The 19,426-nt window shown below is 59.5% G+C and carries 27 protein-coding genes; 9 read left to right on the forward strand and 18 right to left on the reverse strand.

The window, feature by feature from the left end; all coding sequences use genetic code 11:
- Nucleotides 1-50: 50 nt before the first annotated feature.
- Entirely contained in the window at nucleotides 51-656 is a 606-nt protein-coding gene (locus tag PY650_RS17405) for a YqgE/AlgH family protein (RefSeq protein WP_285880676.1), read from the reverse strand.
- Between the two features lie 140 nt (nucleotides 657-796).
- Here PY650_RS17405 and PY650_RS17410 point away from each other — a divergent pair, with 140 nt between their 5' ends.
- Nucleotides 797-1,639, forward strand: coding sequence for a protein-disulfide reductase DsbD domain-containing protein (locus PY650_RS17410; protein WP_285880677.1), 843 nt, complete (start codon nucleotides 797-799; stop codon nucleotides 1,637-1,639).
- Nucleotides 1,640-1,722: 83 nt separating this feature from the next.
- On the forward strand, nucleotides 1,723-2,208 hold the full coding sequence (locus PY650_RS17415) for a peroxiredoxin (protein WP_285880678.1): 486 nt from the start codon (nucleotides 1,723-1,725) through the stop codon (nucleotides 2,206-2,208).
- Between the two features lie 134 nt (nucleotides 2,209-2,342).
- Here the strand turns inward: PY650_RS17415 and PY650_RS17420 are convergent, their stop codons facing one another.
- Nucleotides 2,343-2,669, reverse strand: coding sequence for a VOC family protein (locus tag PY650_RS17420; protein WP_285880679.1), 327 nt, complete (start codon nucleotides 2,667-2,669; stop codon nucleotides 2,343-2,345).
- Nucleotides 2,670-2,880: 211 nt separating this feature from the next.
- Between PY650_RS17420 and PY650_RS17425 the strand changes: the two genes are divergently transcribed.
- From PY650_RS17425 to PY650_RS17450, 6 genes are all read left to right on the forward strand, one after another.
- Nucleotides 2,881-3,009 carry a hypothetical protein gene (locus tag PY650_RS17425; protein WP_285880680.1) on the forward strand — a complete coding sequence of 43 codons (129 nt, stop codon included), beginning with the start codon at nucleotides 2,881-2,883 and terminating at the stop codon, nucleotides 3,007-3,009.
- Nucleotides 3,006-3,788: a metal ABC transporter ATP-binding protein gene (locus PY650_RS17430; protein ID WP_285880681.1), complete on the forward strand. Its 783-nt coding sequence runs from the start codon at nucleotides 3,006-3,008 to the stop codon at nucleotides 3,786-3,788. Before PY650_RS17425 ends, PY650_RS17430 begins: the two co-directional genes overlap by 4 nt.
- A complete protein-coding gene (locus tag PY650_RS17435; protein ID WP_285880682.1) occupies nucleotides 3,785-4,657 on the forward strand; it encodes a metal ABC transporter permease in 873 nt (290 codons plus the stop codon). The genes PY650_RS17430 and PY650_RS17435 overlap by 4 nt, the downstream gene beginning before the upstream one ends.
- A 19-nt stretch (nucleotides 4,658-4,676) precedes the next feature.
- Nucleotides 4,677-5,579: a metal ABC transporter solute-binding protein, Zn/Mn family gene (locus PY650_RS17440; RefSeq protein WP_285880683.1), complete on the forward strand. Its 903-nt coding sequence runs from the start codon at nucleotides 4,677-4,679 to the stop codon at nucleotides 5,577-5,579.
- 145 nt (nucleotides 5,580-5,724) lie between these two features.
- Nucleotides 5,725-6,219, forward strand: a complete 495-nt coding sequence (locus PY650_RS17445; protein ID WP_285880684.1) for a MarR family winged helix-turn-helix transcriptional regulator — start codon at nucleotides 5,725-5,727, stop codon at nucleotides 6,217-6,219.
- Complete coding sequence (locus PY650_RS17450) at nucleotides 6,216-6,911, forward strand: GNAT family N-acetyltransferase (RefSeq protein WP_285880685.1); 696 nt, start codon at nucleotides 6,216-6,218, stop codon at nucleotides 6,909-6,911. Before PY650_RS17445 ends, PY650_RS17450 begins: the two co-directional genes overlap by 4 nt.
- Nucleotides 6,912-6,947: 36 nt before the next feature.
- Here PY650_RS17450 and PY650_RS17455 read toward each other — a convergent pair whose 3' ends face one another.
- The 11 genes from PY650_RS17455 to PY650_RS17505 all read right to left on the reverse strand — a co-directional run bounded on the left by PY650_RS17455 (nucleotide 6,948) and on the right by PY650_RS17505 (nucleotide 15,221).
- Nucleotides 6,948-7,256, reverse strand: coding sequence for a Dabb family protein (locus tag PY650_RS17455; RefSeq protein WP_285880686.1), 309 nt, complete (start codon nucleotides 7,254-7,256; stop codon nucleotides 6,948-6,950).
- A 228-nt stretch (nucleotides 7,257-7,484) separates the two neighbouring features.
- Nucleotides 7,485-7,769: an acylphosphatase gene (locus PY650_RS17460; RefSeq protein ID WP_285880687.1), complete on the reverse strand. Its 285-nt coding sequence runs from the start codon at nucleotides 7,767-7,769 to the stop codon at nucleotides 7,485-7,487.
- Nucleotides 7,770-7,906: 137 nt separating this feature from the next.
- Entirely contained in the window at nucleotides 7,907-8,536 is a 630-nt protein-coding gene (locus PY650_RS17465) for an NAD-dependent epimerase/dehydratase family protein (protein ID WP_285880689.1), read from the reverse strand.
- A 99-nt stretch (nucleotides 8,537-8,635) separates the two neighbouring features.
- Nucleotides 8,636-10,081, reverse strand: coding sequence for a MocR-like pyridoxine biosynthesis transcription factor PdxR (gene pdxR / locus PY650_RS17470; protein WP_285880690.1), 1,446 nt, complete (start codon nucleotides 10,079-10,081; stop codon nucleotides 8,636-8,638).
- Nucleotides 10,082-10,120: 39 nt separating this feature from the next.
- The gene (locus PY650_RS17475) at nucleotides 10,121-10,747 is read right to left on the reverse strand and encodes an FMN-dependent NADH-azoreductase (RefSeq protein WP_285880692.1); all 627 of its coding nucleotides are present in this window, start codon (nucleotides 10,745-10,747) and stop codon (nucleotides 10,121-10,123) included.
- On the reverse strand, nucleotides 10,744-11,181 hold the full coding sequence (locus PY650_RS17480; RefSeq protein WP_285880694.1) for a GNAT family N-acetyltransferase: 438 nt from the start codon (nucleotides 11,179-11,181) through the stop codon (nucleotides 10,744-10,746). Before PY650_RS17480 ends, PY650_RS17475 begins: the two co-directional genes overlap by 4 nt.
- Nucleotides 11,182-11,324: 143 nt before the next feature.
- A complete protein-coding gene (rnhA, locus tag PY650_RS17485; protein ID WP_285880695.1) occupies nucleotides 11,325-11,765 on the reverse strand; it encodes a ribonuclease HI in 441 nt (146 codons plus the stop codon).
- Nucleotides 11,762-12,727: a homoserine kinase gene (locus PY650_RS17490; RefSeq protein WP_285880697.1), complete on the reverse strand. Its 966-nt coding sequence runs from the start codon at nucleotides 12,725-12,727 to the stop codon at nucleotides 11,762-11,764. The genes rnhA and PY650_RS17490 overlap by 4 nt, the downstream gene beginning before the upstream one ends.
- A 207-nt stretch (nucleotides 12,728-12,934) precedes the next feature.
- Nucleotides 12,935-13,942: a 4-hydroxy-3-methylbut-2-enyl diphosphate reductase gene (ispH, locus tag PY650_RS17495; RefSeq protein WP_285880699.1), complete on the reverse strand. Its 1,008-nt coding sequence runs from the start codon at nucleotides 13,940-13,942 to the stop codon at nucleotides 12,935-12,937.
- Nucleotides 13,943-14,047: 105 nt separating this feature from the next.
- A complete protein-coding gene (locus PY650_RS17500) occupies nucleotides 14,048-14,794 on the reverse strand; it encodes an SURF1 family protein (protein ID WP_285880701.1) in 747 nt (248 codons plus the stop codon).
- Nucleotides 14,795-14,801: 7 nt separating this feature from the next.
- A complete protein-coding gene (locus tag PY650_RS17505) occupies nucleotides 14,802-15,221 on the reverse strand; it encodes a DUF983 domain-containing protein (RefSeq protein WP_285880702.1) in 420 nt (139 codons plus the stop codon).
- 260 nt (nucleotides 15,222-15,481) lie between these two features.
- On the opposite strand from PY650_RS17505, the gene PY650_RS17510 reads away from it, so the two are divergent.
- Nucleotides 15,482-15,622 (forward strand): hypothetical protein, encoded by a 141-nt coding sequence (locus PY650_RS17510; protein ID WP_285880703.1) that lies wholly within the window; start codon nucleotides 15,482-15,484, stop codon nucleotides 15,620-15,622.
- Nucleotides 15,623-15,708: 86 nt separating this feature from the next.
- On the opposite strand, the gene PY650_RS17515 is transcribed toward PY650_RS17510, so the two are convergent.
- The 5 genes from PY650_RS17515 to PY650_RS17535 all read right to left on the reverse strand — a co-directional run bounded on the left by PY650_RS17515 (nucleotide 15,709) and on the right by PY650_RS17535 (nucleotide 19,402).
- On the reverse strand, nucleotides 15,709-16,518 hold the full coding sequence (locus tag PY650_RS17515) for an MBL fold metallo-hydrolase (RefSeq protein ID WP_285880704.1): 810 nt from the start codon (nucleotides 16,516-16,518) through the stop codon (nucleotides 15,709-15,711).
- A 223-nt stretch (nucleotides 16,519-16,741) separates the two neighbouring features.
- Nucleotides 16,742-17,620 (reverse strand): cytochrome c oxidase subunit 3, encoded by an 879-nt coding sequence (locus PY650_RS17520; protein ID WP_285880705.1) that lies wholly within the window; start codon nucleotides 17,618-17,620, stop codon nucleotides 16,742-16,744.
- A 61-nt stretch (nucleotides 17,621-17,681) separates the two neighbouring features.
- The gene (locus PY650_RS17525) at nucleotides 17,682-18,296 is read right to left on the reverse strand and encodes a cytochrome c oxidase assembly protein (protein ID WP_285880706.1); all 615 of its coding nucleotides are present in this window, start codon (nucleotides 18,294-18,296) and stop codon (nucleotides 17,682-17,684) included.
- A 9-nt stretch (nucleotides 18,297-18,305) separates the two neighbouring features.
- Entirely contained in the window at nucleotides 18,306-18,443 is a 138-nt protein-coding gene (locus PY650_RS17530) for a cytochrome c oxidase system small membrane protein (RefSeq protein WP_490390930.1), read from the reverse strand.
- Nucleotides 18,443-19,402 (reverse strand): heme o synthase, encoded by a 960-nt coding sequence (locus tag PY650_RS17535; protein WP_285880708.1) that lies wholly within the window; start codon nucleotides 19,400-19,402, stop codon nucleotides 18,443-18,445. Before PY650_RS17535 ends, PY650_RS17530 begins: the two co-directional genes overlap by 1 nt.
- Nucleotides 19,403-19,426 lie beyond the last annotated feature (24 nt).

Genomic DNA, 19,426 nt, shown 5'->3' on the forward strand with positions numbered 1-19,426 from the left:
ACGGGGAAACGTCACCGACGAATTTTCGTTCCAAAGGGGACGCAAGGAGCTCAGCAATGCCCCGCATGCGGCGACAGCATGGCGGCACTAATGCCCATCAGCGCCAGAGCGCGTTCATACTTATCATCAAGACTGCGGTCGAAGATCAGCTCCTCATTGGCCGGGCAATTGAGCCAGCCATTGTTGCCGATTTCAGCCTCGAGCTGACCTGCACCCCAGCCGGCGTAGCCGAGCAGCATGGTGGCGCGCTTCGGCCCGCCGCCTTTGGAAATGGCGCGCACAATATCCAATGTCGCCGTCAGGCTGATGTCGTCGCTGACCGGAATACTGCTGTCGCTGATATAATCGTCGGAATGCAGGACGAAACCGCGGCCACTTTCAACCGGACCGCCAGTCTGGATCGGGAAATCGCGAGCGACCGGCGGCAGAAGAATAGCATCGTCGTCCTTGATCATTTCGAGATGCAGCAGCACGTCGGTAAAGGTGAGATTCTGCGCCCGGTTGATGACGAAGCCCATGGCACCGGCTGCGGAATGAGCACAGATATAGATCACCGTGCGATTGAAATTCTGGTCTTCCATACCAGGCATAGCAATCAGGAACTGGCCGTCGAGAAAACCTCTTTCGCGTTTGTTCTTCAGCGTCGATAGGGACATCGTACCTCCTGACTGCAGTCTGTAACTGCGCCCCTCAGAAAGAAGATGCGGCAATGTCATAAATCAATCAACTGAAAATGATCATTTCTTTTCGGCGTCGTTCTGGCACAGCATCGCTCCATCCGATAAATCCTTGTTCCATGACCGGAAAACTCTCTTTCGCGCCTCTGTTGACAACGCTGCTCGGAGCGCTCGCCGCCGTAGTGCTGACTGACGGCACCGCCGCCCATGCTGCCATGAGCGGCTGGGCAGACAATGAGGGCGGACGCATGCGCCTAGTAGCACTGGCGCCGGACGCTCGGGGCCATATCCATGCTGCGCTGCAGATCGAGCCCGCACCCGGCTGGATCACATACTGGCGTGAGCCTGGGGAAAGTGGGATCCCGCCGCAGGTGAGCCCGGCGCCCGGAAGCGGCGTTACGCTGGTAAAGACCAGCTATCCGACACCCAAACCCATCACCGTTGGGGCGATCCAGGAAATCGGCTATGACGCGCCGGTGACCTTGCCGCTCGAGTTCCGCGTCAACGGTAAACAGCCTGCGACGCTCGACCTCACCGCCTTCATCGGCCTCTGCAAGGATATCTGCATACCCTTCCAAGCAGAATTTTCGCTGCCGCTATCGGACGCCAGCCAACCGGCTCCGAATGAACAAGCCCTGTTGGATGCCGCCGGCGCGTCGCTGCCGCAGGGCCCTTCCTCGGATTTTGCCGTCGAAAATCACGGACTTTCGCCCGATGCGAAGACCCTTTCGCTGCGCCTGACGCTGCCGGAAGCAAACGGCGACGCACCTTTGATCTATGTGACCGGCCCGTCCGGATATGTCTTTTTCAAACAGGCCAACGGCAAACGCGACGGCAAGACTTTTGCGACCGACATCGCCGTCGGCAAGCTCCCGAAGAATTACGATATCAAAGGCAAAAGCTGGGACATCCTCGTCGTCGATGGTGAACGCGCCATGGAAACCACGCTTGCCTTCGAATAGCCCGGATCTATAGTTTCGCCCAACGATTTTCACTCAAAGAGCGGCGGTTCAGCCGCCCTAAATCGCGACCCAAGGAGAGTGCCATGACCATCGCTATCGGCGATAAACTGCCTACCGCCACCTTCAAGGAAAAGACCGCTGACGGTCCGGTTGAACTCACCACCGATCAGCTTTTTGCCGGCAAGCGTGTCGTGCTTTTCGCTGTTCCCGGCGCCTTTACGCCGACCTGTTCACTGAACCACCTGCCGGGTTATCTGGAAAACCGCGACGCGATCCTCGCCAAGGGTGTCGACGACATCGCCGTGGTGGCCGTCAACGACTGGCATGTCATGGGCGCTTGGGCACAATCCTCGGGAGGCATGGGCAAGATCCACTTCCTCGCCGACTGGGACGGTTCTTTCGCCAAAGCCCTCGGCCTCGATATCGACCTCTCCGCCGGCGGCCTCGGCATCCGCTCCAAGCGCTATTCCATGCTGGTGGAAAACGGCGTGGTGAGGACGCTCAACATCGAGGAGAGCCCCGGCCAGGCAACGGTTTCAGGCGCGGCGGCGATGATCGAGCAGCTTTGAGATTTCAGCGAACTAAAGGAGCTGGGCGCGTCGCGGCCAGTTCCTCATTTCGCTACAAAAGCAGATACAGCCACGCTTTTTATTCCTGTGTTCAGTGCCTGCTTGTCACCGGATATAATAGCCATCCGGATCGATTATGCGAAAAGCTCGCAGACTCCATGGTTGCAGGACAAGCTCGAATACCGAGTAGCCCTGCGCCCTGATGGTTTCATGGAAGCGATATCCGAGACGCCCAACACGATTTCGATACCGAGGCCAAGCCGCTCGCCATTTTCGGCCCCGAGAGGATGATCCGGCCCTAGCGCTTCCAGCGCATTTATGAAAATGGCCGCCTCGCCATTCGTGAGCATCGTGCATTCTTTGCCCACCTCACCGGCCACCTGGAAATTCAACACCCGGCAATAGAATTCTCTCAAACTCTGAACGTCGGCAACAAACAACTCCAGCCGTGATTTCAACATCCTCCCTTTCCCAATCGGGCGCCGCATTCTTCAGATCGCAGCATCGCGAACAGATAACGACGTCGCGGCTATGGTAACGAGCGGTCATATTTAGCTTGGGAAATATTCTTGCGCAGTTCACGGCGAACTTGGCCAATCACCTTTCGCCTCTTTTTTGCCGCATTCTCCTCACTACAACACGTAATGTTATTACATTTTTCGGGAGCCCCTCATGCCCTTCAGCAACGATCCCTTCGCCTCTTCCCTGATCGGGCGCTCTGCATTGACGCGCCTCGCCTTCGTTGTGATCGGCATCGCAATCCTCTGGGCGATGATCGGCTGGGCGGTGGCGCTGGCATGAGCGCTTTGATCCGTCTGGACAATCTCACGGTCACCTATGAGCGCCATCCGGCTGTTCATCACGTTTCTGGCGCCTTCAAGCCCGGCAGCCTGACGGCGATTGCCGGGCCGAACGGGGCGGGCAAGTCGACGCTCCTGAAGGCGATCATCGGCGAATTGAGACCGGCAGAAGGATCCATCGATCGCGGGGCGTTGACGCGCAACGATTTCGGCTATCTGCCACAGGCGGCTGACATCGTCAGACGTTTTCCGATCTCGGTGGCCGATACCATCATGCTCGGTGCCTGGAAAAATTCTGGCGCCCTCGGTCGCTTTTCGCGCGCGGACGCAGAGCGTGCCCGGGATGCGCTTGCGGCTGTGGGCCTAGCCGGCTTCGAGCGTCGCCACGTCGGCTCGCTCTCCGCTGGGCAATTCCAGCGCGTACTTTTCGCGCGGCTGCTGCTGCAGGACGCCCGCATCATCCTTCTCGACGAGCCCTTTACCGCCATCGACCAGCGCACGACGCGCGACCTGCTCGACATTGTTCAGCGCTGGCACGGCGATGGGCGCACCGTGATTGCCGTGCTGCATGATTTCGATCAGGTGCGCGCACATTTTCCCGAGACGCTGCTGATTGCCCGCGAACTGGTTGGTTGGGGGCAGACAGGGGACATCATGAGTTCCGACAATCTCATCAAGGCGCGGGCGATGGCCGAGAGCTGGGACGAGGACGCCGAAGATTGCCTGCCGGAGCAGAAATCTGCTCACCGCAGATTGGCGAAACGGGAGCTTGCCGAATGACGGCCTATGATATCTTCCTCGCGCCCTTTGCCGACTACGGCTTCATTCGGCGCGCGCTCATCGCCTGCCTCTGCCTCGGTCTTGGCTCCGGACCGATCGGCGCATTCCTGATGCTCCGGCGCATGAGCCTGATGGGCGACGCCATGAGTCACGCTGTCCTTCCGGGCGCGGCAATCGGCTATCTGATAGCCGGCTCGCTGTCGCTGACGGCGATGGGGCTTGGCGGGCTTGTGGCCGGCCTCTCGGTGGCGCTGCTCTCCGGGCTCGTCAGCCGCATGACGGTGCTGCAGGAAGATGCGAGTTTCGCCAGCTTCTATCTGACGTCTCTGGCGCTCGGCGTGCTCATCGTGTCGCTGCGTGGTTCCAACATCGATCTCCTGCATGTGCTCTTCGGCACGATCCTGGCGATCGACGCCCCTGCCCTCTACCAGATCGGCGCAATCACCACTGTGACGCTACTGGCGCTCGCCGTCATCTACCGGCCATTGGTGATGGAGTGCTTCGATCCCGGCTTTTTGCGCGCCGTGGGCGGTCGGGGGGCGGTCTATCATTTCCTTTTCCTGCTGCTGGTGGTGCTCAATCTCGTCGCCAGCTTCGAAGCGCTCGGTACGCTGATGGCGGTCGGGTTGATGATGCTGCCGGCGGCGGTTGCCCAGCTCTGGTCGCGCAGCCTGCCGGCGATGATGGCGATCGCAGCGGCAACGGCGACCGTGTCGGGCTATATCGGGCTCGTAGCCTCGTACCACCTCGAATTCGCCTCCGGCCCGACCATCATCATCACGGCGAGCCTAATCTACGGCTTTTCCCTTTTGTTCTCACCATCGGGCCTGGCCCGCCGGTTTATCCCGCGTCCCCATCTCAGGGGCTAATTTGACCAAGGAGATTTTTATGATCGAACACAGACTGCTTCTCTCCGCCGCACTGCCGGCCTGCATCGCCTTTGGCATAGCGGCGCCGGCTTCGGCCGAAACCTTGAATGTCGTTGCGTCCTTCACCGTGCTCGCCGATGTCGTCAAGCAGGTGGGCGGCGATCATGTAAAGGTGTCGAGCCTAGTCGGCCCGAACGGCGACCCTCATCAATTCGAGCCGTCGCCTGCCGACGCCAAGAAGCTCCATGCGGCCAAGGTCACCTTCGTGAGCGGTGAAGGCCTGGAAGGCTGGATGGATCGGTTGATTAGCGCCTCCGGCTACAAGGGCACGCCGGTCGTCGCCTCGGAGGGCATAAATACGCGTACAATGGTCGACGACGGCAAGACTGTCACCGATCCGCATGTCTGGAACAGCCCGGTGAACGTGAAGATCTGGGTCGCCAACATAGAAAAGACACTGGCAGCCGCCGATCCGGCCGATGCGGCCGATTTCAAGGCCAACGCCGAGCGTTATACCAAGATCCTAACCGATCTCGACGCCTATGCGCACAGCAAATTCGACAAGATTGCCGATGATCGCCGCAAGGTCCTGACCAGCCACGACGGCTTCGGCTATTTTGGCCGCGAATACAACGTCACCTTCCTGTCACCGGTCGGCGTTTCGACCGAAACCGAAGCCTCGGCCGCCGGCGTCGCCAAGCTGATCGAGCAGATCAAGACCGAGCATGTGAAGACCTATTTCTTCGAGAACTCGAACGATCCGCGCCTGGTCAATCAGGTCGCAAAAGCCACCGGCGCTCAGCCCGGTGGCGAACTCTATGTCGAGGCCCTCTCCAAAGCCAACGGACCAGCTCCGACATATGAAAAAATGTTCCGTTATAACGTTGATCAGCTAGCCGCTGCGATGGCGAAATCGAGCTGAGGCCGTCGGACAACATGGTCACAGGCGTCTGCCTGTGGCCTCTTTCCATTCGAAGATTGGAGTGAAGGTCAGCAGGCCGGCACGGCGCTTGACGACAACCCATAACAATTTATATAACACATTATGTAAATTGCGGGAGAGCGCCGTGGTTGAAGATGTCGTGAAATCGTTGGGCTTCCTCTGCCTCGGCAGCCGCTTTCGCCGTATCGGCGAGCGCCTTCAGGCCGACACCCAGCAGATCATGGGGGAGCTCGGCGTCTCGCTCCAGTCCGCCCAATATCCGTTCCTCGCCGCAATCGACCGCGGCGGCCCGCTTACCATCGGCGAACTTGCCCAAGCGGTTGGCATCAGCCAGCCGGGGGCCACACGCACCGTCTCGCAGCTTCTGGAACTGGGTTACGTCGACATGCAGGCCTCGGCCGAGGATCAGCGCCGAAGACTGGTTTCGCTGACGCCAGAGGGACAGGAACTCGTAGATTATTCGAAACGATCGGTGTGGCCGCGCATCGAACAGGCTGTCATCGAGCTCTGCGGCGAGAGTTCCGGGCCAATCCTGGAACAACTCGCTGCAATCGAGGACGGGCTTGCCGAGGTGCCGCTTACCCGTCGGGGCAATCTCGACAAGGAGCAGAAACCATGAGCCATATTCTCGACCGTCCGGCCTGGCATGCGCTTCGAACTGCCCATGCGACATTGGCCGAAGGCAGTGAGCGCGCCCGGCGGTATCCGCCCTCCATCGTGCCTTTCGCAGCCGCTGCCGATGATACGGCGGAAAGCCTCGAGGCTCTGGAGAACCTGCCGGCCGGCGACGAGGTCATGGCGCTCGTTGAAGCCAAGCCCGTTACGATCCCACCGGGATTGACGGTCATCTCCGAAGGCAAGCTGGTCCAGATGATCGCCGAACGGCCCTATGAGCGGATCTCGGACAGCCGGATCGAGCCGCTGACGGAAGCCGATGCAGCGGAGATGCTGGCCTTGGCCACGCTAACCAAGCCTGGTCCCTTCACGCTCCGTGCCCAGAGCCTCGGCACCTTTTGGGGCGTGAAGATGGATGGCCGCCTCGTTGCCATGGCTGGCCAGCGCATGCGCCAGTCCGGCGGCCAGTCCGGTTTCGCCGAACTCAGCGGCCTTTGCACCCATCCCGATTTTCAGGGACGCGGCCTCGGTACCTTGCTCTTCCGCTTCGTCGCCGGCGAGATCTCGGTAAGGGAGGAGACCGTCTACCTACACGCCTATGCCACAAACACACCAGCCATCTCGCTTTACAAGGCGATGGGCTTCCGCATGCGTTGCGAGATGAACCTCACGATCGTCACGCAGCGGTCAGCGTGATCATGGCCGCAGGCACCTATCTGCGGCCCTGTTCAATTAAAGATTGAGATCGAAGACCAGCAGGCCGGCAAGGCCGCCATCGGTCGACGAGACGATGCGCTCACCGACGGCAACGTGTTCGGGATGCACGAGATAGGCGTCACGTACTTCAGGGCTCTCGAACGTCACCACGAAGCCGTCAACGAAGCCGCCATGCAGCCCCTCCGGCGAGACATTCGGCCCGTATTTAACATCGATGATGCCGGGAATGACCTGCTTCAGCGCAGCGACGGACTCGAAGAGTGCCTTTTTCTCATCCTGTGTCATGGCGGATTTGAGCCTCATGAAAACGCAATGCAGGATCATATTTGTCTCCCTAGGTGTTTGGCGCAGCATAGAGAGAAAGGACCGATGGGCAAGACATCACTGCCACAGTGTTCGAGCTTTTCCGTGTTACCACGGTGACCGTAACCCACTTCGAGGTAACAATTCGCGTTGTCCGATGGTTAACGCCAGCAGCCGCTGCAGGGATGCTGAAATAGTTCCGGCTTCTGAATCCTAAGGAAATCACAGGTTTGCCACTGCGGAGGCCCATCAGCCGGTGATGCGGAATCCTGTCGGCCTCTCCGTGAGCGTGGTCGGTTGCTTCTCGACACTGGAAACCGAAGCACCGGGAGGCCCTTGCCAGAAACGCTCGACCATGGTCGAAACCGCCGTATTGGGTCCCGCAATCAAAGCGAGCACGGATCCGTCGGATTCGTTGCGAACCCAGCCCGCCAGACCGAGCCTCAGTGCCTCGTCGCGCGTCCAGACACGGAAACTTACGCCTTGTACCCTACCGGTTACCTGCACCACGGCAGCTTCATAATTAACGGACATGGCAGCTTCCTATCCCGACGGAATTGAGCTGAAGAAAAACGCAGTCCCGGATCATAAGTCAGCCTGCTGGCACCGCATAGCGGAAAGGACGGTACGGCAAGGTATGCGGCCGTCTAATTTCCACTGTGCCTGGACGGCTACCATCCAAGAACCGATTTGGCCTTGGCGTTCGAAACCGGGCCGCCATCCTCAACCACATTGAAGATTCCAATCGCGCGGGACTGTACGGCCAGCAGAGCGGCGCGTGCAGCATCCTCCACATAGAGATTGATCACCCCACCGGGCGCGTCTGCGCCGGTTTCCGGTCCATAGAGCAGGCCATATCGCAGTACCGCATCGGCAATGCCGGCGGTCGTCAGGGTGAGGGCCTCGAGTGTCCGTATCGCGGTTGCGCTTTCCTGAAGCGGCGTTTCTTCCATGATCTCGCCGGCGGCGACCGCGGCATCGACCAGATTCTTGGTTCCCACTTCACGAAGGCGGGCGTTTCGAATGCGCCCTTCGGCCATCTGTGCCGGATCGAGCCCGAACGGCAGATCAGTCAGCTGGTGAATAACGATGTCGGGCTTTGCCTGCCGCAACGCCACCTCCAGAGCTTTGCCGTCGAAAACATCGACCACCACAGGCGTCGCACCGAGGGCGCGCAGGCTGTCTACCAGCTCCGGCTTTCGAGTTGTGCCGTGAACGGTGAAGCCTGCCTCGATCAGCATGGGGACAAGCTTGCGTCCGATGGCGCCGGTCGCACCGGCAAGGAAAATGGTCTCGGCCATTTGGGACTCCCAGAAACATCATTCGCCACGGTTTTTGCCATGCCCTTGGCCCGGAAAACAGATGCAAGAATTGCAGATTTGACGAGGCCAAGATCGAACTCAGGCCTCGCGATCCGCTACTATGCAAATGTCGTTGAGACGCGCCGCAAGTGAGCGGGCAATCTGTCTGCTTTCGAGATTGGTGAAGCCGAGCAGCAGACCGTCGATCGATTGCGGCCCCGTGTGCCAGAGCGACAGAGGCTGCAGACCGAAGCCCTCGGCCTGTGCCAATGCGGCGATCCGGCTCGGAGGTGGGTGATGGCCCTGGAACTGCATGACCAGATGCAGGCCGGCCGCAGGTGAATTTGTCGTGACCCGATCGCCGAAGACATCGCGCATGGCATCGACCAGAAACTGGCGGCGCTCGGCATAAAGTGCCCGCATCTTCTTGAGATGGCGAATGAAATAGCCCTGCTCCATGAAATCTGCGATGACGGCTTGATGGAACTCGGGGCAGCCGACACTTGCAACGCGGCAGGCACCCTCGAACGTCGCTATTTCGGACGAAGGCACGACCAGATAGGCGAGTCGCAGCGCCGGATAGAGAACCTTGCTGAACGATCCGGTAAAGAGGACGCGCTCGCCACGATCCATGGCCTTGAGCGACAGCGGCGGCCGGCGGTTATATCGATATTCGCTGTCGTAATCGTCCTCGATGATCCAGCGCTGATTGGTCTCAGCCCATTTGAGCAGTTCGGCGCGACGCTCCATCGGCATCATCACACCGAGCGGACTTTGGTTGGCCGGGGTGACGATGGCGAAGCGGGCATCGGGCGCAAGCCGCCTGCCCTCTTCCACAACCAGCCCATCCCGATCGACTGGGACGGGATGGAGCCTGGCACGCATCGAGCGCAGGAAATCCCGAGCGATCGGATAGCCCGGATCCTCGAACCACATGCAATCGTCCGGGCGATAGAGCGCGCGCATGATCAGTTCGAGGCTGGCACGATGACCTGCAGTCACGAAGACCTGCTCCGGCCGGCAGGCGATGCCGCGTGAAAACGCAAGATAGGCCGCGATGCGCTCGCGAAGTGCCATGAGGCCGGCTGGCTCGGGATACCCGAGCTGCGCCGCGCCAAGTTGCCGCGAGCGGTGACTGACAAGCCTGTTCCAGGTCTTGCGCGGAAAGGCATCGAGGGCGGGAAGACCAAGCTGAAACGGCCTCACGTTAGACGATTGCTCGATCAGAATGTTTTTTGTAGCGGAAGGCTGTGGCGCGCCAGCATAGGGCGTCGGCAAGCGCATGTCGACAAATGTGCCGGCAGCGCCTCGGAAGACGACATATCCCTCTTCGGCAAGGATCTGATAAGCCAAGTTGATCGTTCCGCGCGACAAACCAAGCTCGCTCGCGAGTGCCCGCACGGATGGCATCCGGTCGCCGGGTGCCAAACGGCCCTCGGCGATGGCGGTCTTGAAGCGGGCGCAGACCTGCAGGTAGATCGGATGACTGTCCTCATGCGAAAGCGCCGTGTCTTTCGCATGGTCCGAAGGTGCCTGCTTCGCCATGACGGCCATATTCCTGCATGTCGGGGCTGCCACCCCTTCTTACGATCCCGTGGCGGCGGAGACTAGCCCGAAGACAGGATGGACGGCAAGCTGCCGCTCGGCAAGGATGCGAGACTGTTCGGCCATATCCGGCCTTACCAATCCCTGCAGATGAATGAACTGCACGTTGTTGATGCCGATCGTTGCAAGAATAAGGGCGAAATAGGACGAGAGATAGTCAGGCTGCCTGGCATGTGCGCCATGATATACGCCGCCGGAACCGACGACGACGAGCGTCGGGCGATCGGCAAGCAGGCCGATTTTGTAGCCATCCCGGTGCGTGAAGGTGCGGTTGACACGCAAGACATAGTCGATCCAGAGCTTCAGCGACGCCGGCGCGGTGAAATTGTGCATCGGCGTCGCGATGATCAGATAATCGCAATCGATGACTTCCTGAATCAATATTTCCGATTGCGCGAAAGCAGGTGCGTCGCGTTCCGCCCGTTTTGCGACCGCGTCGGCGTAATCTTTGGCGATCGGCGACGGATGCGCGGGGGAAAGATCGCGTTCGATCAGTCTGGTGTTGGCTCCGGAATCGAGAAGCTTGTCAGCCGCCTTCCTTGCGATGGCGTAGGCGCGCGAGGCCGAGCCAAGTGGGCTGGCATTGACGAGCGGGATGGTTTTCATGCGCCGGTTTCCTCAAGCTGCTGGCTGAAATGGAGACCGCGCGCCAAGAGGCCATTGCGGAAATAGAAGCGCTGCGCCATCGAGTTGGCGAGCCCGGTATCTAGCACCAGCATGGCCCGACCATCGGCTTTCGCCAGCGTGCGAACCTGATCGATCAAGCCCTCGCCGAGTTTGGAGCGCTGGCGGGAATGGCGAACCACAAGGTCATCGATATAGGTGAACCTTCCGTAGATCAGGTTTTCAAGATGGCGGTATCCGGTAAGCCCCGACAGTTCATCGTCCTGCCATACGCCCAACAGACGATATCCATCCTGCTGCTGTCGCTGGACGCGCTCACAATAAAGATTGGCGTCTTCGATATGTGGTCGCAGCTCGCGCATAACCGCAAAGCTTTCCACAATATCGTCTGCGCTTTCGATATGCCTATAGATCATGTTGGCTCTCTCTGAATTGGGACAGACAAGAGCTACGCTTCCTATGGCCCGGTCGATAGGACCAAAAAACGAAAAATGGAATGGGCCAAGGCTGACCTATACCAGCCGGGCGCACATGGCCCACTTTTATCCATGGCAGAAAGCTACTTCTTTTTGAAAGGCTCCATGCCCTTGCGCGCGAGCTCGTCGGCCCGCTCGTTTTCCGGGTGCCCGGCATGGCCCTTGATCCAATGCAACGTCACCTTGTGACGGTTATAGGCCTCATCCAGCACCTGCCACAGCTCCGCATTCTTCACCGGCTTCTTGTCGGCAGTCTTCCAGCCGTTCTTCTTCCAGCCGAAGATCCATTTGGTAATGCCGTCCTTCACGTAGACGCTATCGGTATAGAGATCGACCTCGCATGGCGTCTTGAGCGCACCCAAGGCCGAGATCGCCGCCATGAGCTCCATGCGGTTGTTGGTGGTCTCCGATTCGCCGCCGGAAAGCTCCTTTTCGACATCGCCATAACGCAGCACCGCGCCCCAGCCGCCGGGACCGGGATTGCCGGAGCAGGCACCATCGGTAAAGATATCGACGTGTTTCATGCCTTGAGCCCGTATTCGGCGCTGGAGGCGATCTGGCGATGGAAACGCAGCTTGCGCAGATATTCAATCGGGTCTTTCTTGGTGACCAAGGCGCCTGCCGGCGTCGTCAGCCAATCGTAGAGGCGGGTCAAGAAGAAGCGCAGCGCCGAGCCACGCGACAGCGTCGGCAGGGCGGCGATTTCCGCGGCGTCCAGCGGCCGTACGCTCTGGTAACCTTCCAAAAGCGCCATGCCCTTGGTGATGTTGTAGGCGCCGTCCTTCTCGAAGCACCAGGCGTTGAGGCAGATCGAGACGTCGTAGGCGAGCAGATCGTTGCAGGCAAAATAGAAATCGATCAGGCCGGAAAGCTCGTCTCCGAGGAAAAAGACGTTATCCGGGAAGAGATCGGCATGGATGACGCCGTCGGGCAGGCCCTTCGGCCAATGGCTGCCAAGGAATTCGAGTTCGCTACGGATCTCGTCCTGCAGGCCGGGCTCAACCTCGTCGGCGCGCGCTTCCGATTTTCCCCAAAGCCCGTGCCACCCATCAAGCGACAGCGCATTCGGCCGCTTGATGGCGAAGCCTTCGCCGGCGACATGCATGGCGGCCAGAGCCTTGCCAACCTCACGGCAATGCTTTGCCTCGGGCTTGCGCAGCCACATGCCCTCGAGGAAGGAGATCAGCGCTGCCGGGCGGCCCGAGAGATGGCCGAGCAGCGCACCGTCCTTGCGCGGCAAGGGAAGCGGGCAGGACAGGCCGCGGCTTGCCAGGTGCTGCATCAGGCCGAGGAAAAACGGCAGGTCGCTCTTTTCGACGCGCTTCTCATAAAGCGTCAGGATCAGCGGCTCGCGCGACGTATGCAGCAGGAAGTTGGAGTTTTCGACGCCCTCGGCGATGCCCTTATAGGACAGCAATGTGCCGACATCATATTCGGTCAGGAACCACTTCAGATCGTCTTCGGTAATATCGGTATAAACGGCCACGAATTATTCCCTGCTTGATACATAGTGGTCACCGCGGCCACCCGCCCTCGGGTTTCGAGGCGGCCCCCTTCGACAAGCTCAGAAGGGCCGCCTCACCATGAGAGCTGATCTTTGACGCCTGGCAAAACTCTCTCCGCCTCATCCTGAGTTGCCCTAGCGATGCAGCGTCAGCGCAAGCGGCAGGCCCTCGAAGGACGAGGTGGCCATTCAATCTCCATTGACAAAGGCCATGTCGGCCGCCGTCAGTTCGATATTGCGCAGCTCGCGATTGACGAGAAAATTCTCGGTCTCCTTGACCGTTTCCGCAAGCTCCACCACGGCATTGTAGCGGGCGCGGAAGGCCTCGATGATCTCGTTGACGATAACTTCTGGCGCAGATGCACCAGCCGAGAGACCGACGGTTTTGACATCGCCGATATCGTCCCAATCGATCTCGGAGGCGCGCTGGACAAGCACGGATTTCCCTGCCCCTGCCCTCAGCGCCACCTCGACGAGACGCTTGGAGTTGGATGAATTCGGTGCGCCGACAACGATGAAGAGATCGCAGCCCGGAGCTGCCTCCTTCACCACTTCCTGGCGGTTTGTCGTGGCGTAGCAGATCGAATCGGCAGCCGGTGCTGTGAGATTCGGGAAGCGCTGCTGCAGCCGCGCGATGACGCCGGCGGTGTCGTCGACGGAAAGCGTTGTTTGCGTGACGAAACCGAGATTGTCGGGGTCGGCAGGCTGGTAGGCGTCGGCATCCTCCACCGTCTCGATCAAAGACACCGAACCCTCCGGAAGCTGGCCCATGGTGCCGATCACTTCCGGGTGGCCCGCATGGCCGATGAGGATGACATGGCGGCCGAGGCGGTTGTGCCGCATGGCCTGCTTGTGCACCTTGGAAACCAGTGGGCAGGTGGCGTCGAGATAGAAGAGATTGCGGGCATCGGCATCCGCAGGCACGGCCTTCGGTACGCCATGGGCGGAAAAGACGACGGGCTGGGCGCGATGCTTCGGCGGGATTTCGTCGAGTTCCTCGACGAAGACCGCGCCCTTGGCCTCCAGCCCTTCGACGACATAGCGATTATGCACGATCTCATGACGGACATAGACCGGCGCGCCATAGGCCTTCAGCGCCAGCACGACGATCTGGATGGCACGATCGACGCCGGCGCAGAAGCCGCGCGGACCGCAGAGCCGGATGGTCAGATCAGGTTTGGAAACCACTATGTTCATGTCTCTTCCGAAATCAGGGACGATGGCAAAGCTATAGATAGGTTCGCCTTGCCGCTTGCTCTAACCGAATATTCCATCGAAATGAAGCTATTCTATTGCGTAAACCTATTGCTGGGTCGCATCTGGATGGCGTTTGCGCCACCAGAAAACGAAAACAATGGCGACCAGCGCCGCCGCCAGGCCGTACCAGGTCAAGGCATATTGTAGATGGTCGTTCGGCAGCTCGACGATGGTAACGCCGCCGATCGGCAGACCCGCGGGGTTGGGCGCTTTGTCGGCATCGACAAAGAAGGGTAGCACCTTATCCGTTGGAAGCTCATCGCTGGCAGCCATGGCGTCCAGGTCTTTCCAATAGAATATATTCTTCGCTAGATCATTGTCCGGTATGCCCGAGGGTTGGCCGGCAAGCTTGGCGCGGGCAAGGCCGGTGACGGTCTGCTCGCCCGTCAGTTGCCCCTGCATGCGCATTTCCGGCTCCTTGGCGTCATAGGGGACAAAACCTCTGTTGACGAAGAGATAGCGCCCATCCGCAAGCTGAAGCGGCGTATAGACGTGGAAACCGGGATTGCCGTCGAAGGTGGCGAAGAAATGTCGTTCCTTATTGTTGAGGTAATGGCCGGACGCAGTGACAACGCGATATTCGATATCGCCGCCGGAGGCGGCCATGGCCTCGATCGTCGACGGCGGCACAGGGGCGGCGCCCTGGCGCTCGGCGATGTCGGCGAGCAAGCCTTCCTTCCAGTGCAGCCGCTGGACCTGCCAAGTGCCGAGCGCCAGCAGGATGCCGAGCGCCAAAAGCAGGATCAGTAGCTTGCCGACCCGCCAGAAAACATTGGCGCGGTGAGCGGGCATGGCGGCCTCAGTCACGATGAATGCGCCCTTCGCTGGCATTGTTGCGGTATTGCAGCGCAATAAGAATGCCCTTGCACCAACGGAGCGACAGAAGCGACAGAATGATGGTCAATGGACCGAACAACAGGATATGCACCCAGATCGGCGGCGAATAATTGACCTGGAGCCACAGCACCAGACCAATGACGATGAAGCCGACGATGAGGATGACGAAGACCGCCGGTCCGTCGCCGGCGTCGGCAAAGGCATAATCGAGACCACAAGCCGCGCAACGCGGCTTCAGCGACAACAGCCCATTGAAGAGCTTGCCGTTACCACAACGCGGGCAGCATCCCTGAACGCCGACCTTGAACGGATCGACGGGTGGAAAGAGGGCGCTATCGCTGTTTGCCTGTTGATTCGGGCCTGCGTCTTGCTCTGGGCTCAAGGTTTGATCTCGATCGATTGCCATTCGCGACGAGCGTTCAAATCTCGTCCATGTCAACATCAGTAACCGCGACAGAGCCGCCCGTCCAATCCAAAAGCAACATCCCTGCCGAAACACCAGGCATGTCTCTGCACCATGATGTCGCGGCCATGTTTTCCAGGCCCTTGCAGCCAGTGTCGCAGGGGGTCGGCGAAAGAAGCGATACTGCTGCCACCGAAATCGCTGCGCTTGAAAATCATCATCGCGACCCGTAGACGCAGGTGCATCGACCCGGCATCTATGATCTGGAAGTCGATACCTCGATCAAGAGCGCACAAGGCGGTGCTGACGAGATAAGGCAGCTCATGTTTCGCGGCGTACCGCATCCGACAGCATTCGAGCGGCTTGCGGCCGACAACTGAGACAGGGACTCGAAGTCGGCCACATCGACCTGCAACTTTACAACATTGCGTGAGTGAATGATTTGCCAGTCAGCGTATTCCCGAGGCTATGATTCGAGCCGCCGTATGTGGCGTTCGGCTGAACGGGCAACGCTTTCTTTTGCGTTGTTCGATATGAACTTATCTCTCCAACCGCCGTAGATGCGGTCAAAGCGAATCTCTGCAATGCGGCGGGCAATACGCCGGACCTCACGCGTGGGCAAAGGTATCAAGTTGGGGTAGGAATACATGAAGGAAACCCATCCTCTTCCCGGAACCACCTGAACGGTGTCGCCGACAAACAGCACTCCATTCTGGTCTGCACCGACTTCCCATTCCAAGACGGAGCTTCCTTCAAAATGCCCACCCAGCCGATGAAGGTTAATACCGGGCAGCACCTCGTATCGATCTCCCAGCCAAGGTCGAATATGCTCGCTGGTGCGGGTGACGTATGGCAGATCAGCCTGGGGCAGCAGGATCGGCACGCCGCCAAGGGCTTCGCTCCATTCCACCATGCCGGTATAGAAATGTGGGTGCGACAGGCAAATGACCTTGATGCTGCCGAGCATTAAAATGCGATCACGCGTTGTCTCATCCAGAATGGGGGTGCAATCCCATAAGACATTTCCGTGCAGGGAGAGCACCAAAAGAGCGCGCTGGCCGATACCGATGGTCGGAGAGACACCGATGCTAACCAAATTTGGTTCCAGCTCGCTCCAGTCATTCTCATGGGTGGAGGCAAGCGTTTCCCGAGCGATCCATTCCTGCCCACCCTCAGGAACGAACTGTCGCTCATCATCACAAATGGAACAATGCGCCGGAGGAGCGTCATTCGACGCATAGTGCGAACCACATGCTTTGCAGATCCAAATAGACAACTGTGCGATCCTCTATAGGGCCCTGGAGCTGTGAAGGGCGAAAACAACGTTGTCGGCATTTAAAGCCGCCACGATGGAGGCGACAGCTTCGCGCCCCTTTTTTTCGCCGCTTAATTTCACTGTATAGACTAAACAAAAATGCCGTCGCGAAAACCTAGGCTCGGCTTTCGCGACGGCAAGCAGCTCACAACCTTTTAAAGGTTAGTAGCTGGAGGCTCCGGTGTTAGCCGGCTGCTACCGGAGCGCCCCAGCTGCCCCAGATGTAGATGCAGAAGAACAGGAACAGCCAGACGACGTCGACGAAGTGCCAATACCACGCAGCCGCCTCGAAGCCAAAATGCTGCTTCGGCGTGAAGTCGCCGCGGATGGCGCGGATGAGGCAGACCAGCAGGAAGATCGTACCGATCAACACATGGAAGCCATGGAAGCCGGTCGCCATGAAGAAGGTCGCGCCATAGATCGTGTTTCTGAATTCGAAGGGCGCATGCGCATATTCATAGGCCTGCACGCTGGAGAACAATGCGCCCAGCAGCACGGTCAGGATCAGCCCCTGAATCAGGCCCCTGCGGTCATTGTGCAGCAGCGCGTGGTGCGCCCAAGTAACCGTTGTGCCCGAAAGCAGCAGAATGATGGTGTTGTAGATCGGCAAATGCCAGGGATCGAGGACTTCGATGCCCTTCGGCGGGAACTGGCCGCCGAGGAAGGCAGTTCGCGAGGCCTGGATCGCTTCGTTCGGGAAGAGGCTGACGTCGAAATAGGCCCAGAACCAAGCGACGAAGAACATCACCTCGGAGGCAATGAACATGATCATGCCGTAGCGCAGGTGCAGCGAGACGACGCGGGTATGTGCGCCTTCATTCGCCTCCTTTATCGTGTCCGACCACCAGCCGTACATGACATAGAGGATCACGGCCAAACCGATGAAGAACAGCCATGGTTGCGCCCAATTCAGGCCGAACAGATGCACGGTGCCACCGTTCAGGTAGCGCATGAAGCAGACGCCGCCAAAGGTGATGACAAAGGCTCCGAAGGCCGCTGTGATCGGCCACGGGCTGGGGTCGATAATGTGATAATCGTGTTTTTTCGTATGCGCCTCTGCCATGTCAGCAATCCCCGAATGACTTTTCCCATATCGCTTCCGGCTGAGCCGAAAGCAGTCTCCATCAAAGTTTCTTTTCCACCACCTTCGTCGCGCCGTCGTTGGAAGCCACAGGCTTAGCGCCATCGCGCGGATAGAAGGTATAGGATAGTGTCAGCGCGGTAATCGTCTTGGTCTCTTCCGCCTTGGTGATCTCGGGATCGACGTAGAAAACCACCGGCATCTCGCGCTTTTCCCCCGGCGCCAGATCGGTCTCGTTGAAGCAGAAGCACTGCACCTTATTGAAATAGGCGCCCGCTTCCACCGGCGTGACGTTGAAAATGGCCTGTCCGCTCGTCGGCTGGTCGGACTTGTTCTCCACCAGGAAATTGACCTGGACCGTCTCGCCGATCCTCGTCGTGACCGCTTTCTGCTTCGCCTGGAAGTCCCACGGCACGCCAGGCGCGACGTTGGTGTCGAAGGAGACCGTCACCGGCTTGTCGAGAATGACGCTGGAGACCTGGTCGACGCGCTGCGTCGTGCCGTTGAATCCGGTCACCTCACAGAAAATGCGGTAGAGCGGCACGGCGGCGGCGCACATCGCGCTCATGCCGACCACGAAGCTCAGGCACATGGCAACTACCAGGCCGTTATTGCGGCGGCCGGCACTCCTTGCCTTGCTTGTTGTCCCCTCCTCCATCACGCCTCCTCAAACGTGTCCGGTGCCGACCTTGATGATGGTGATCGCGTAAAACAGGATCACTAGGCCAGCGAGCACCAGGCCGAGCGCGATATTGCGCCCGCGCCGCGATTTCCTTTGCGCTTCCGTGAGCTTTACGACTTCGATCACAGCCAGCCTCCCGCACCGCCAGACATCACCACAGCAACAAACCGGTCGATAAGCAGTGCCGAAAAGATTGCGAAGAGATAGAAGATCGAGAAGGCGAAGAGTTTCTTCGCCGGGATCATCTTCACATCGCCATCCGGCATGCGCCAGACGGCGATGGAACAGTAAATGAAGACCGCGCCGAGCACGGCCGCGACAATGCCATAGCCGAAGCTCGCAAAGCCCATGTACGCCGGCACGACGCCGACGGCGGCCGTCAGCACAGCATAGGCGACGATCTGGTTCTTGGTGGCCGGCACACCTGCAACGTTCGGCAACATCGGTACGCCGACCGCCTCGTAGTCGCGCATCTTGAACAGCGCCAGCGCCCAGAAATGCGCCGGCGTCCAAAGGAAGATGATCAGGAAGAGCACGACGCTTTCGATCGTCACGTTACCACTGACGCAGGCCCAGCCGATGACCGGCGGGAAAGCGCCCGCGGCGCCGCCGATGACGATATTCTGCGATGTCGAGCGCTTCAGCCACATCGTGTAGATGACGGCATAGAAGAAAATGGTGAAGGCGAGGATCCCGGCCGAAAGCCAGTTCACAGCAAGCCCGAGGATCGTTACCGAGAAACCTGACAACACTAGCCCGAAGGCAAGCGCTTCCGAGGCGGTAACACGACCCGCCGGGATCGGGCGGTGCGCCGTGCGACTCATGACCGCATCAATGTCGGCGTCATACCACATGTTCAGCGCGCCGGACGCGCCTGCGCCGACAGCAATGCAGAGAATGGCGATCAGCCCGAGGACCGGATTGATATGACCGGGCGCCAGCACCAGACCGGCAAAGGCGGTGAATACGACCAGCGACATGACCCGTGGTTTCAGAAGCTCGAAATAGTCGCGCGCACTCGCTTCCGACAAGCCGGTTTCGCCCTTCTTCGGGAGCACTTCGTGATTGTCGATGACCGTCATTCTCTCATCCAATGCCAGTTAAGC

The sequence above is a fragment of the Martinezella calliandrae genome (genome assembly GCF_030272695.1).
Taxonomy (GTDB): domain Bacteria; phylum Pseudomonadota; class Alphaproteobacteria; order Rhizobiales; family Rhizobiaceae; genus Rhizobium; species Rhizobium calliandrae.

What these genes read in the sequence shown, in the direction of transcription:
- PY650_RS17460 (WP_285880687.1), bottom strand. Translation starts at nt 7,769, where the DNA reads ATGTCCGTTAATTATGAAGCTGCCGTGGTGCAGGTAACCGGTAGGGTA.
- PY650_RS17535 (WP_285880708.1), bottom strand. Translation starts at nt 19,402, where the DNA reads ATGACGGTCATCGACAATCACGAAGTGCTCCCGAAGAAGGGCGAAACC.
- PY650_RS17455 (WP_285880686.1), bottom strand. Translation starts at nt 7,256, where the DNA reads ATGATCCTGCATTGCGTTTTCATGAGGCTCAAATCCGCCATGACACAG.
- PY650_RS17405 (WP_285880676.1), bottom strand. Translation starts at nt 656, where the DNA reads ATGTCCCTATCGACGCTGAAGAACAAACGCGAAAGAGGTTTTCTCGAC.
- PY650_RS17415 (WP_285880678.1), top strand. Translation starts at nt 1,723, where the DNA reads ATGACCATCGCTATCGGCGATAAACTGCCTACCGCCACCTTCAAGGAA.
- PY650_RS17435 (WP_285880682.1), top strand. Translation starts at nt 3,785, where the DNA reads ATGACGGCCTATGATATCTTCCTCGCGCCCTTTGCCGACTACGGCTTC.
- ispH (WP_285880699.1), bottom strand. Translation starts at nt 13,942, where the DNA reads ATGAACATAGTGGTTTCCAAACCTGATCTGACCATCCGGCTCTGCGGT.
- PY650_RS17450 (WP_285880685.1), top strand. Translation starts at nt 6,216, where the DNA reads ATGAGCCATATTCTCGACCGTCCGGCCTGGCATGCGCTTCGAACTGCC.
- PY650_RS17480 (WP_285880694.1), bottom strand. Translation starts at nt 11,181, where the DNA reads ATGATCTATAGGCATATCGAAAGCGCAGACGATATTGTGGAAAGCTTT.
- PY650_RS17500 (WP_285880701.1), bottom strand. Translation starts at nt 14,794, where the DNA reads ATGCCCGCTCACCGCGCCAATGTTTTCTGGCGGGTCGGCAAGCTACTG.
- PY650_RS17525 (WP_285880706.1), bottom strand. Translation starts at nt 18,296, where the DNA reads ATGGAGGAGGGGACAACAAGCAAGGCAAGGAGTGCCGGCCGCCGCAAT.
- pdxR (WP_285880690.1), bottom strand. Translation starts at nt 10,081, where the DNA reads ATGGCGAAGCAGGCACCTTCGGACCATGCGAAAGACACGGCGCTTTCG.
- PY650_RS17465 (WP_285880689.1), bottom strand. Translation starts at nt 8,536, where the DNA reads ATGGCCGAGACCATTTTCCTTGCCGGTGCGACCGGCGCCATCGGACGC.
- PY650_RS17430 (WP_285880681.1), top strand. Translation starts at nt 3,006, where the DNA reads ATGAGCGCTTTGATCCGTCTGGACAATCTCACGGTCACCTATGAGCGC.
- rnhA (WP_285880695.1), bottom strand. Translation starts at nt 11,765, where the DNA reads ATGAAACACGTCGATATCTTTACCGATGGTGCCTGCTCCGGCAATCCC.
- PY650_RS17440 (WP_285880683.1), top strand. Translation starts at nt 4,677, where the DNA reads ATGATCGAACACAGACTGCTTCTCTCCGCCGCACTGCCGGCCTGCATC.
- PY650_RS17425 (WP_285880680.1), top strand. Translation starts at nt 2,881, where the DNA reads ATGCCCTTCAGCAACGATCCCTTCGCCTCTTCCCTGATCGGGCGCTCT.
- PY650_RS17520 (WP_285880705.1), bottom strand. Translation starts at nt 17,620, where the DNA reads ATGGCAGAGGCGCATACGAAAAAACACGATTATCACATTATCGACCCC.
- PY650_RS17410 (WP_285880677.1), top strand. Translation starts at nt 797, where the DNA reads ATGACCGGAAAACTCTCTTTCGCGCCTCTGTTGACAACGCTGCTCGGA.
- PY650_RS17420 (WP_285880679.1), bottom strand. Translation starts at nt 2,669, where the DNA reads ATGTTGAAATCACGGCTGGAGTTGTTTGTTGCCGACGTTCAGAGTTTG.
- PY650_RS17475 (WP_285880692.1), bottom strand. Translation starts at nt 10,747, where the DNA reads ATGAAAACCATCCCGCTCGTCAATGCCAGCCCACTTGGCTCGGCCTCG.